Annotated in this window: 13 protein-coding genes; all 13 read left to right on the top strand. The window is 59.5% G+C overall.

The annotated features are described in order from the left end of the window. Positions 1-4: 4 nt before the first annotated feature. The 13 genes from BK665_RS12345 (at position 5) to BK665_RS12405 (ending at position 11,319) form a co-directional block, all read left to right on the top strand. Entirely contained in the window at positions 5-337 is a 333-nt protein-coding gene (locus BK665_RS12345) for a phage baseplate protein (protein WP_123405816.1), read from the top strand. Beyond that, positions 334-1,329 carry a baseplate J/gp47 family protein gene (locus BK665_RS12350; RefSeq protein ID WP_123405818.1) on the top strand — a complete coding sequence of 332 codons (996 nt, stop codon included), beginning with the start codon at positions 334-336 and terminating at the stop codon, positions 1,327-1,329. Before BK665_RS12345 ends, BK665_RS12350 begins: the two co-directional genes overlap by 4 nt. Next, complete coding sequence (locus BK665_RS12355; RefSeq protein ID WP_123405820.1) at positions 1,326-1,961, top strand: phage tail protein I; 636 nt, start codon at positions 1,326-1,328, stop codon at positions 1,959-1,961. Before BK665_RS12350 ends, BK665_RS12355 begins: the two co-directional genes overlap by 4 nt. After that, positions 1,962-4,121: a phage tail-collar fiber domain-containing protein gene (locus tag BK665_RS12360; protein ID WP_259699599.1), complete on the top strand. Its 2,160-nt coding sequence runs from the start codon at positions 1,962-1,964 to the stop codon at positions 4,119-4,121. 66 nt (positions 4,122-4,187) lie between these two features. Continuing rightward, entirely contained in the window at positions 4,188-4,676 is a 489-nt protein-coding gene (locus BK665_RS12365) for a DUF4376 domain-containing protein (RefSeq protein ID WP_123405822.1), read from the top strand. A 98-nt stretch (positions 4,677-4,774) separates the two neighbouring features. After that, positions 4,775-4,960, top strand: a complete 186-nt coding sequence (locus tag BK665_RS12370; RefSeq protein WP_123405824.1) for a hypothetical protein — start codon at positions 4,775-4,777, stop codon at positions 4,958-4,960. A gap of 1 nt (position 4,961) precedes the next feature. Beyond that, positions 4,962-6,128, top strand: coding sequence for a phage tail sheath protein (locus BK665_RS12375; protein WP_123405826.1), 1,167 nt, complete (start codon positions 4,962-4,964; stop codon positions 6,126-6,128). Beyond that, complete coding sequence (locus tag BK665_RS12380) at positions 6,128-6,634, top strand: phage major tail tube protein (protein ID WP_123405828.1); 507 nt, start codon at positions 6,128-6,130, stop codon at positions 6,632-6,634. The genes BK665_RS12375 and BK665_RS12380 overlap by 1 nt, the downstream gene beginning before the upstream one ends. Before the next feature lie 183 nt (positions 6,635-6,817). Further along, positions 6,818-7,399 carry a phage tail assembly protein gene (locus BK665_RS12385; RefSeq protein WP_123405830.1) on the top strand — a complete coding sequence of 194 codons (582 nt, stop codon included), beginning with the start codon at positions 6,818-6,820 and terminating at the stop codon, positions 7,397-7,399. A gap of 179 nt (positions 7,400-7,578) precedes the next feature. Continuing rightward, the gene (locus BK665_RS12390) at positions 7,579-9,693 is read left to right on the top strand and encodes a phage tail tape measure protein (protein ID WP_259699600.1); all 2,115 of its coding nucleotides are present in this window, start codon (positions 7,579-7,581) and stop codon (positions 9,691-9,693) included. Next, positions 9,693-10,076, top strand: coding sequence for a phage tail protein (locus BK665_RS12395; RefSeq protein WP_123405834.1), 384 nt, complete (start codon positions 9,693-9,695; stop codon positions 10,074-10,076). The genes BK665_RS12390 and BK665_RS12395 overlap by 1 nt, the downstream gene beginning before the upstream one ends. Beyond that, positions 10,069-10,281 (top strand): tail protein X, encoded by a 213-nt coding sequence (locus tag BK665_RS12400; protein ID WP_123405836.1) that lies wholly within the window; start codon positions 10,069-10,071, stop codon positions 10,279-10,281. Before BK665_RS12395 ends, BK665_RS12400 begins: the two co-directional genes overlap by 8 nt. 9 nt (positions 10,282-10,290) lie before the next feature. After that, positions 10,291-11,319 carry a phage late control D family tail protein gene (locus BK665_RS12405; RefSeq protein ID WP_123405838.1) on the top strand — a complete coding sequence of 343 codons (1,029 nt, stop codon included), beginning with the start codon at positions 10,291-10,293 and terminating at the stop codon, positions 11,317-11,319. Positions 11,320-12,162: the final 843 nt, after the last annotated feature.

The raw sequence follows: 12,162 nt of genomic DNA on the forward strand, positions 1-12,162 counted from the left end.
TCCCATGATCGGAATCGATAGAAACACCGGCGCCACCGTCGACGACTGGCTGCAGTTTGTACAGCGCGCCACCCGCGCACTGACCACGCCGTTGGGCACACGCCAGAAACGACCACTGTATGGCAGCACACTCCCGCAGTTACTGGGCCAGAACCTCGGCGACGACGTGCTGATCCTGGCCCAGAGCCATGCGGCGCAGGCGTTCTACAACAAGCAGAACGGCATCGACGATTTTGAGCCGCAAGTCATTGTGGCCAGCCGCCAGGGCGCGGGTTTGTTGCTGCGCTTCGCCGGCACCTGGAAAAACCGTCAACAGACCTTCGAGGTGGTGACATGAGTATGTTGATCCCCGGCCAGAACCAGTTGGCCGAGCCGGCCATCGTCACCGTCGAAGCGTTTGAGGACTTGCTCGCCGAGTTCAAGACGTTCGTCGTTGAATACGTCGGCGCTCGTTCCCCCGAGAGCGCGACAAAGCTTGTGGTCAGCCTGGAAAACGAAAGTGAATTGCTGACCCTGGCCCTTGAAGCGTTTTGTGTGCGACTGCAAACCCACGAACGCAAATACAACGCCCGGATCAAGCAGATGCTGGCGTGGTGGGCCACAGGCAGCAACCTCGATGCACGGTTGGCGGACATGGGCCTTGAACGTCAACTGCTGGACCCGGGCGACCCGGCGGCATTCCCGCCGATCCCGCCGGTTTTTGAAAGCGACGACGACGCCCGGTTGCGTTATTACCTGGCGCCCCATGCCCCGGCGGCGGGTTCGCGGATGCAGTATCGCCGGGAGGTTTTTACCCTCGGCGAACGGCCTGCGGTGAAGGTCGAAACCGCTGCGGCGGGCGTGGTGACCGTCACCTACACCTTCGATCCGGACGGCTATGCCGCACAGGTTAAGGACGGCAACGGACGCCGCACTGCGCCCGGCGAGGTGATGGTCACCGTGCTGGCCAGGGAGGGCGATGGCACGCCGTCCGCAGACCTGCTCGATGGCGTTCGCCAGCATTTCGCCCGGCCTGATGTACGCCCCGAAACCGACCTGGTCACCGTGCAGGGCGCGCAAATCAAGACCTACAAAATCCGCGTCGTGGCGAAGATCAACGCCGGTCCCGATTCGGGGCTGACCAAGGTCGCCGCGCAACAGCAATTGCAGGCCTATGCCGACTCCTGTCATCGCCTGGAAGGGCGGGTGGACCCGAGCTGGATCGACTACACGCTGCACAGCGCCGGCGCGGTTCAACTGCAAATCCTTGAACCGTTGGCGCCGATTGTAACGACGGCGTTCCAGGCCCCGTATTGCACGGGTGTCGAGGTTGAGGTGGACACGTTATGAGTGACGACACACCTCGTCCGAGCCTGTTGCCGGCCAACAGTTCGCCATTGGAACGGGCGCTGGATCTCGGTTTCGGCAAAATGCTTGAGCGCATTACGCCGCCGTTTCCGAAGTTGATGAACCCCGCCGAAACACCGTTGGCGTTCTTGCCGTACCTCGGCGCGGATCGCGGTGTCAGCGAGTGGAGTTCCGAAGCGCCTGAAGCTGAGAAGCGCTTGACGGTCGAACTCGCGTGGCCCACCGCACGGCAGGCCGGTACTCGAAAGGCGTTGGAAAACGCCGCCAAAGGTTTGCGGCTCCAACCCGATGTGCGGGCCTGGTACGAACAAACACCACCGGGCGCGCCTTACAGCTTTTCCGTCAGGGCTTTTTCCGAGCAGCCCTACAGCGAAGAAATCGATGCGCGTCTTGATCGACGCCTGGCGGACGCCAAAAGTGAGCGCGACACCTTAAAGGTCTCCGTCGGCCTGAGTGCCTTCGGCAATCACGTCATCGGCGCCGCCACCGTGTGCGGCGAGCTGACCACGGTTTATCCGATTGTCATCGAAGGGCTCGAAGCCTCGGGCCAGTTCTTTATGGCCGCCGGGCTTTACGCCGTCGAAACCACCACTATTTATCCTCAGGGGTCCTAAATGGCCGACTACTACACCCTGCTTACCAACGCAGGGATCGCCTACGAAACTGCCTGCAAAGCGGCGGGCCTGCCGATCAAGTTGTCACAGATTTCCGTCGGTGACGGTGGTGGCAGCGTCTACAACCCGGCCGCCACGGCCACCGCACTGAAACGCGAAGTCTGGCGCGGGCCGCTCAATGCACTGTTCCAGGATGAGAAAAACCCGAGCTGGTTGCTCGCTGAAGTCACCATCCCGCCGGAGGTTGGCGGCTGGTATGTGCGTGAGGCCGGGATCTGGACCGATACCGGGGTTTTGTACGCCATCGTTAAATATCCGGAGTCGTTTAAACCGGTATTGGCAACGTCGGGATCGGGGAAAGAGTTTTACATTCGCTCGATTTTCGAGACCAGTAATGCGTCGTTGGTGACGCTTCTGATCGATGACACTGTAGTCAAGGCCACCCGTGCCTGGGTCATGAGCTACCTCGCCGAAGAACTCGGCAAACTCGACGGCAAGCAATCGGTTCGCGTTGCCGCAACTGGCAACCTAGTGTTGAACGGTGCGCAACAGATAGATGGTGTCGCGGTTGTTGCTGGCGATCGCGTGTTGCTGACGACGCAGACGTTGGCCAAGGACAACGGCCTTTGGGTAGTTGCCAACGGCGCCTGGGTCCGCACGACTGACGCCAACACCAGCGCCAAGGTAACGCCGGGCCTTACGGTGATGGTTGAAGAAGGAACGGCGAATGGTGACTCGCTGTGGCACCTGACCACCAACGGGCCTATTACGCTGGATGCAACTGCGCTGACGTTTGAGATGTTGGCGGGGCGGACCGGGATTCAGCCTGGCACCTACAAGAGTTTGACCGTTGATAAGTATGGACGGGCAACCGGTGGGGCGAATCCTGAAACGCTGGCCGGATTTGGTATCAAGGATACCTATACCAAGCCTGAAATCGAGGCGCTGATTGCCAAGGCTTCGGCGTTGCCGGTGGGGGCGATTGTCGCGTTCCCGGTTGATACGCCACCGCCGGGGTTTCTTGAGCTGGATAACAGCGTCAAGAGCAGTGCGGTTTATCCCGATCTGAGCGCGTATCTAGCGGGCAAATACAACAAGGGAGATGAGGGCGTCGGTAATTTCCGTTTACCTGAGTCTCGGGGTGAGTTTCTACGCGGTTGGGATCACGGACGGGGAGTAGACGCTGGCCGAGACATCGGGACGTTCCAAGGCGAAGCCTTCAAGGCACACAACCATCGCTATTTTGATGATACCGCTGCGACGTTCGATCCGGCCGGAGTCTGGCAGGGCGGTAATATTAATGGTGCACCGGCCAGTATTTCAGCCGGAGCTTTTCTGTCTGGTGTAGATAGCGGCACCACCATGCAATTGGTGAATGCTGGCAACACCGTAAACACGGGCGGGACTGAAACGCGTCCTCGTAACCTTGCCGTTATGTGGTGCATCAAAGCCTGGAACGCACCCGTCAATCAGGGTGTTATCGATGTTGCTGCACTGGTAGATGAGGTTCGAAAAGCTTCGGGCCGTTATTTGAGAACTCGGGTTATCAAGGCAAATGAGGTCTATCAGTCCGGACCCGGCACCGGAAAAATCAAGTACAGGCTGGTGGGCGGCGGAGGTGCCGGAGGCGGCGCATTTTCGACCACCAGCGCACAACTCTCCGCCGGTTGTGGCGGTGCTTCAGGAGCCTATGCAGAAGGTTGGCTTACCCAAGGATTCGACGGCCTGCAGGTGACTGTCGGCAAAGGAGGTGCAGGCGCTCTTGCTGCTATCGGTGGCAATGGAGGCCGGACCTCTTTGGGTAGCGTCGCGGCGGCCCCGGGAGGTGGAGCCGGAGGACTGGCTGCTAACGTAGCGCCTCCACTGTATTTGGGCCAATCACCCAACTCGGAACGAGCGACAGGTGGCTCGACGATCAACGCAAGCGGCAAGGGCGGTGGCGGAGTTAACGGCCCTGTGCTCACTTTTTGCACGTCTGGTGAAGGTGGCGCCAGCGTGTTTGGGGCGGGTGCGAGCCCGCGAGGTCAAACCACCGAGGGCGAAAACGCGTTCTCCCCTGGATCGGGCGGAGGTGGCGCTTTATCTAGACCCTCCTGCCCGGTAAACCTGAAGGGCGGAGATGGCGCCGACGGTGTGGTGATTATCGAGGAGTGGACTTGATGAGTATTTATGTTCATATCTTTGCCGGCACGGTTGTAGAGCAGATCGAAACAGAGGGCGACATCGATGTACCCACCGTCCCTGGTCTGGGTCTGTGTCGATAAGGTCTATCCAATGCCACTTGTAAGTTGGAAGGCTGCTCAAGTCGATGGCGAGTGGGAGTTTTTGCCCGTAAAAACAATCGTTGCTGCACCAGAGGAACGTGCCCAAAAAATTGCCGCTGAGCGTTTCATTCGTGAAGCCTCCGGTGTTTTTGTCGATGAGATGAATATTGAGACAGCCCGAGACAGCCAGGCACTGATTGCCAGCACCGGCCTCTCGGCCATCCTTGACCCTGCGTATCGCTGCAACTTCAAAACACTCGACGGTTTTTTCGAGATTGGTTCCAAGCAAATTATCGCCATCGCGAAGGCTGTTCGTGCCCATGTCCAGGCCTGCTTTGACCGCGAGCTGCATTTGCTCCGCGCCCTCGAAGCGGGAACCTATACAGATGAAATGCTCGCTGAAGGGTGGCCGGATTCAACGCTGCCCACACCGATCACCGCGCCTCAATAAACGCCCCGCACCGCCGGGGCGTTTTCTTATCCGCTACATCCCAACACCACCCGAAAGCCCCAATCGAATGGGGCTTTTTCGTCTCTGGAGAAACCCAAATGGCAGAACGCCAAACCTACACCGTCCTCGTCCCGTTCCCCGTCGGACGTGGTCACTGGTCCACCGCCGGCCAGGACCTCGACCTGCTCGACGTCGAAGCCAACGCACTGCTCAGCGCCGGTCGCCTGGAGCTGAAATCCACATCCACCAAGGCCTTGAAGGCCGCTGCCAAGAAGGCTGAATAACATGGCTGAGGTTTTGAACTTCGAGCACAACGGCATTACCGTCAATGCCACTGAATCCCCTGAGGCCATGGGTAGCCTGGGTGACAACGTCATTGGCCTGGTCGGCACCGCGCCGAAAGCCGATCCGCTGATTCCGCGTAACTCCCCATTCCGCATCAACAGCTTCACCACTCAGGCACTGCTCGATCCGACCGGCGCCGAGTCGGGCACGCTGTACCACGCGGTGTACCAGATCCTCAAAGTGGTGAAGGTGCCGGTCTACGTGGTCATCGTCGAAGAGGGCACCGCCCCGGCGGACACCATCAACAACGTGATCGGCGGCGTCGAGCCGGTGACCGGTCGCAAACTGGGTCTGGCCGCGTTGGGCGGTGTGCCGGAAGACCTGACCATCATCGGTGCGCCAGGCTTCACTGGCAGCAAGGCTGTGGCCAGTGAATTCGCTTCGTTCGGCAAACGCATCAAGGCCCGCGTAGTGCTCGACGGCAAGGACGCCGCGGTCGCTGATCAAGTGACTTACAGCCAGGAACTGGGCGGCGCCGACCTCGGTTTCGACCGTTGCCTGGTCGTGCACAACATGCCGGCCGTTTACTCCAAAGCGGCGAAGAAAAACGTATTCCTCGCACCTTCCAGCCTGGCCATCGCCGCACTGGCCAAGGTCAAGCAATGGGAGAGCCCGGGCAACCAGGTGACCTACGCCGAAGACGTGTCGCGGGTGGTGGAATACAACATCCTCGACACCTCCACCGAAGGCGATCTGCTCAACCGTTATGGCATCAGCTATTACGCCCGCACTGTCCTCGGCGGCTTCTCGCTGCTGGGTAACCGCTCCGTCACCGGCAAGTTCATCAGCTACGTCGGCCTCGAAGATGCGATCAGCCGCAAGTTGGTGAAAGCCGGCCAGAAAGCCATGGCCAAGAACCTGACCAAGTCGTTCATGGATCAGGAGGTCAAGCGCATCAACGACTGGCTGCAAACCCTGGTCGCCGACGAAACCATCCCGGGCGGCAGCGTGTATCTGCACCCGGAATTGAACAGCGTCGAGAAGTACAAGAACGGCACCTGGTTCATCGTCATCGACTACGGCCGCTACGCGCCGAACGAACACATGGTTTACCAACTCAACGCCCGCGATGAAATCATCGAGCAGTTCCTGGAGGATGTTCTCTAATGTTTACCAACCGTGTAAGACAGGCCATCGCGGCCACCCTGCAAGGCTTGCCGTTGTCGGCGACTGTGGAAGACTTCACCCCGCCGAAGATTGAATTCGACATGGAAGAGATGCGCGGCGGGCGCTTTATCGGCGAGGAGATGGCCAAGAGCGGCAAAGTGCTCAATGCCACGTTGACCCTGCAAGGCGCTGGCCCGGAAATCATGCTGGCCCTCGGTGTGACCTTGGGCGACGACATTCTGCTGAACGTCCGTGAAGCCGGCCAGGATCAGGATGGCAACACCTGGTTCACCTACCACACCGTTGGCGGCAAATTGAAATCCCTCGAAGAGACCAAGTTGAAGATGGGTGACAAGCCCACCACCACGCTCGTGCTGTCCTGCCGTACCTACAACCGCCTCGAAAACGGCATTCCGGTGATCGACATCGACGTGCGCACTCAGAAGTTCATGCTCAACGGCGTCGACATTCTCGGTGATGCCCGCCGCGCCGTGTTGATGCCGTAAACACTATCCCTGTGGGAGCGAGCTTGCTCGCGATGAGGCCGGCAGATCCAACACTGTGTTGCCTGACCCACCGCCATCGCGAGCAAGCTCGCTCCCACAAGGGGCTTTGCAATCCCTTTGATCTGCATTCTCCAATCGGCATTTACGCAACACCTCCCCATGATCCACCAAGGAATTCATTTCATGCTCTGGACGCCTCCCGTTCACGTCTTGCTGTCGCCGATCACCGCCGACAATCAGGTGCAGATCGAGCAGATTCAGCTCAAACCCTTGTTTTACGCCGCGCAGAAAGAGGCCTTGGCCCGTGCCGGTGATGATGAGGACGATCAGTTTTTCGAACTGGCGAAATTGGCCACCGGGCTGTCGGTCAAGGAACTCGACCAACTCAAGCGCCCTGACTACGTGAGCATCGCCCAGTACGTGCACGAAATGTCGACCCGCCCGGCTGCTTACTTTCTGGAACAGGAAGGGCAGGGCGAGCCATCGGCAGACCCCGATCAAGTGCAACTGCTGCAACCGCTCAATGCCGGTGGCCGCAGCATGACCGCGCTAACCCTGGAAATGCCGGTACTGCGCGCCACCAAGGCGATGAAAAAACTGAAAACCGCCAAGGAACGCGCCGAGTTCATCACTGCCCATTGCACCGGGCTGATGATTCCCGATCTGGACCTGCTGACCGTGCCCGACTGGACACAGCTTCAGGTACGCATCGACGATTTTTTAAACAAACCGGCGGACTTCTTTCGGAGCGCGACATCGAAGTAATTCTCGATGTGGTGCCGCTCATTTACCCGGTAAGTGAAGCGGAAATTCTGGAATGGGACGCCGGCAAGGCATTGCGCCGCTACGACATCGCGATCACTCGCCTTGGCGTGAAACAGGAGTAGAGCGGGATGGCGGACGATAGATATTCGCTCAAATACGCAACCCTTGATGGCAGTGGGTTGGCGTTCGGTAATACCCGCCTGGCCTCGGCCGGTACGGGCGAAATGTCAGCACAAGGCATGGGCACGTCCGCCAGGGATCAATGGTCTGGCCTCGGCCTGGCGCTGGAAAGTGTCGGGCTCAAGCTCGGTCTGTTGACGATGGCGATTGAGTCGCTGACCTTGAAAATTGCGTCGCAACGTTTGTTGTCCCAATCGATGGGAACCGGTGCCAGGAATGAGCCGGCAAGCGAGAAGAGTGCGGGCAAGTCCGGTAACCGTATCGAACCGCCGGACCTGCTCAAACCCGCGATAGAGATGGATTCGGCCATGGCCGATTTGAACCAGGCCGCGCAGTTGAGCCCGCGTCAGAGCGCGCAAATGGCGCAGTCAAACCAGCACATCGCCAGCGCTCCGCTAGTGGCGGCCGGCGGGACTAAAGCGGTTGATCTGGTGAAGATTGAAAGCCTGGCGGCCAAGGCCGGGATCGCCAGCGATCTGCCGAATGCTTCGGACCGACAGTTCGAGCTGTTGCGCTTCGCCAGTGACGCTGGCGTCACCGCGTCGGCGTTCAAAATGCCGGCGCTGGATGTCGCCGAGATGATGGCCGCCTGGCGCACGTCGATGAAGCTCAGCGGCCCTCAGGCTTTTGATCTGGCGGACGCAACCAACCATCTGGGCAAAATCCCCGGTGGTGCGAAAGCGGCGGATATCGGTGCGGTCTTGCAGCGTGACGGTGCAGCCGCTACCACAGCAGGGTTGATGCCTGCCCAAGCCGCAGCGCTGACGGCGGCATTGTTGACCACGGGGACGCAGAAGTCCGATGTCGGCACTGCACTCAATAACATCACCAGCGCCATGGCCAAGGGGGATCAGGTTTCCGCAAGCGAGCGAGCAGCCTGGCAGCAGTTGAAGCTTGATCCCGTGGAGGTGGCTGGCCTTTTACGCCAAGAGGACAAGGCGCCGGGCGCGGTCATGTCGGTGCTTGCAGCGTTAAACGCACAACCAGCCGAGAATCGCTCAACACTGGCCACTACATTGTTTGCCAACGGGGACGAAGCTGCGGTGCGTATGTCGCGCAATCTGCCTGACGTCAACCAAGCCTTCTGGCAGGTGTCCGACAACCGCCAGTACGCCACGTCGCAGTTGGGTGACAAGAGCTCGGTGAAGCAAGACGCGCTTTTAGAGTCCAAGACCCAGCAGGGTCAGTGGAATGTCTTGAATGCGCGCAATGATCGTCTGTCGGTGGCCACCGGGAATGCGCTGGCACCCACAGCTAATAGTGCGCTGGGTGCTGCCGGTTCGGTGACTGACAGGCTGAGTGAATTGGCCGAAACCCATCCGAAAACCACGGCGGCTGTCGTCATTGTCACGGCAGCCATCAAGCCGTTGGTGAGTGCGCTGTTCAAAGCCATAACGGATGAGGTGAGCAACCAGGCGGCCAAGGGGGTGTTGGGCAAAGTGGCACCTCGGCTACCTGGCCGTTTGGGGGAACTGATCTCCGAGGACTTCAGAAAAACCGGTGGCACGCCCAAACCGGATCTCAAGCTCGCGAACGCCGCCATGGCAGATGTGGAGCTCGGTCCTATGCGAGGGCTGAGCGGTTCCTTGAGCCCCGTTAAACGCTTGATACCGTTGGCGACCGCGTTAAGTGTTGCCCCCATGGTGGTGGAAGGCGCAATGAACGGAGACACCCGGACGATGGGTGCTGGCCTTGGCATCGCTGGCGGCGTCTGGGCAGGTGCTGAGGCGGGTGCTGCCATGGGCGCCATGGCGGGGGCCTTTCTCGGTCCGCTCGGCGCCGCCATTGGCGGGGTGGCCGGCGCGGCTGTCGGCGGACTGGCCGGCAGCTGGATCGGCCAGGAAACAGGTGCCTGGCTGGGTGAAAAGCTCGCCACGCCCGCCGACAAACTTCCCCCTCCGGGCCAAGCCGTCAACGACCTGACCAGTACCCAGGCAACGAGCCAGCAAAACACGGTGAACGCCAACATCTACATCAACGGCCACGATTCACCCAATGCCACTGAATTGGCCAACCTGGTCGTGCAACACCTTTCCAACCAATTCGCAATGATGACAACGACCAATCAACTCGCCGTGCGACGTGACACGGCCCTGACCGATGGGGTGGCTTGATGAGGCAGCAAATGGCACTCGGCACATTCATCTTTGGCTTGTCGAGCAACTTTGCCTACGACGGCCTGTTGCGCAAATCAGACGGTGGCTGGGTGAAGGTAGACATTCTCAGCAGCAAACCCAAGTCCAGCCAGACCGGTCAAGGCCTGCAGACCCTGACGATTAACGGCAAGGCCATGTACGCGGTGGCCATGGACCGGCTCGATGAGTTGCGCGCCTTGCAGGCGCTGCGCATACCGTTGCCGTTGGTTGATGGCATTGGGCGCAACTGGGGTTTGTGGCGGATCGACGATGTGACGGAAACCCAAAGCTGCGTGATTGATGACGGCACCGCGATGTTGATCAGTTGGACGATTACGTTGGGGGAATACGTCAATGCGTAAGGTACGAACCATTGCCGGTGACTCGGTGAATCTGTTGCTCTACCGCGAAATCGAGCGTTGTGATGATGCGGCCGAAGAAGCGCTGTGGCGCCTCAACCCGACATTGGCCGAACTCGGCCCGGTATTGCCCGCAGGCGTCTGGGTGGTGTTGCCGGAACTTGAATCCAGACCTGTGGCAAAAACGCCGGTAACGGCTTGGGATTAAGGAGGTTACATGGCACTGGGGTTCACGCCAGCGATAGAAATTTACGGGGCCAATGAGACCCTGATCAATCAACGCCTGATCAGTTGGGAGCACATCGATGCTGCCGGTATCGAGTCCGATCAACTGACTCTGGTGCTGGATCTGGAAGGCCTTGAAGGGTTGCCGAACCTGGGCGGTAAAGTCGGTTTGCGCGTGGGATATCTGGAATCAGGGCTGGTGAATAAAGGTCAGTTCCTGGTCGCCAGGCGCACGCCGACGCTGTTCCCGTTTCGTGTGTCGCTGGTGGCCACCGCCGCACCGTTCACTGCGACGGACGAAACCGGATTTCTGTTACGCCGCTCGGCCAGTCATGGCCCGACGACCGTCGGTGCATTGTTTCGCGAGCTGACGTCCAGGCACGGCTTTTCGCCAAGGGTGGATCCGGCGCTGTCGCTGATAAAGATCGATCACATGGATCAATCGAATGAGTCCGACATGGGCTTCATTACGCGTTTGGCGAACAAGTACCGGGCCGTCACCAAACCGGTTGATGAACTGTATGTGCTGGCCATGCCAGGCCAGGTCAAATCGTTGTCGGGCAAAGTGCTGGCAGACGTCAGGCTGTCGGTCACCCGCAACAATCGTCCCGGCGACCATGGGTTTATCAGCGCCACGCTTGATGACACGGCCCGAGACAAAAGCCAAGGCTGCAAAGTCAGTTGGTGGGACGCCGCAGCGGGTGTGTTTCGGGAGGTCACAGTGGGGAAAGCGCCATTCAAGGTCGTGCGCCAGGGTTGCCAGAGTGAAAACGAAGCACGGGCCGTTGGCGAAGGTGAAGTGCGCAACATGGCCCGTCAAAAACTCAAGGTGAAAATCAGCTGTCCGGGCAATCCCAACTTCTCGGCTGAAGGCCTGGTACTGCTGGACGACACCTGGCCGGACTTCATGCGTGGGCGCTGGTCGATCGACAAAGTCACGGCCAGCGGTGATCGCACCAGCAGTTATCGCTGCATGATCGAAGCAACTTGCCTCGACCCGGATGCGGTTGCCTTTGACTGATTCAAGCCTGTAGCCAACACACAGGATTCCTGTGGGAGCGGGCTTGCTCGCGAAGACGTCAGTCCATCCAGCACCGATGCCGACAGACCCACCGCTTTCGCGAGCAAGCCCGCTCCCACATTTGTTCAGTGTTTTGCACAAAAACCTGCACACAACCGAAATCCCTGTGGGAGCGGGCTTGCTCGCGAAGGCGTCAGTCCATTCAACACCGATGCCGCCAGACCCACCGCTTTCGCGAGCAAGCCCGCTCCCACATTTGCTCAGTGTTTTGCACAAAAACCTGCACACAACCGAAATCCCTGTGGGAGCGGGCTTGCTCGCGAAGGCGTCAGTCCATCCAACACTGATGCCGCCAGACCCACCGCTTTCGCGAGCAAGCCCGCTCCCACATTTGTTCAGTGATTTGCACAAAAACCTGCACACAACCGAAATCCCTGTGGGAGCGGGCTTGCTCGCGAAGACGCCATCACATTCACCATCGATGTCGTCAGACCCACCGCTTTCGCGAGCAAGCCCGCTCCCACATTTGTTCAGTGTTTTGCACAGAAACCTGCACACAACCCAAATCCCTGTGGGAGCGAGCCTGCTCGCGAAGGCGTCAGTCCATCCAACACCGATGTCGCCAGACCCACCGCTTTCGCGAGCAAGCCCGCTCCCACATTTGTTCAGTGTTTTGCGCAAAAACCTGCGTACAACCGAAATCCCTGTGGGAGCGAGCCTGCTCGCGAAGGCGTCAGTCCATCCAGCACCGATGCCGCCAGACCCACCGCTTTCGCGAGCAAGCCCGCTCCCACATTTGTTCAGTGTTTTGCACAAAAAACTGCGTACAACCGAAATCCCTGT

This window comes from Pseudomonas frederiksbergensis (genome assembly GCF_003732665.1).
GTDB lineage: Bacteria > Pseudomonadota > Gammaproteobacteria > Pseudomonadales > Pseudomonadaceae > Aquipseudomonas > Aquipseudomonas frederiksbergensis_G.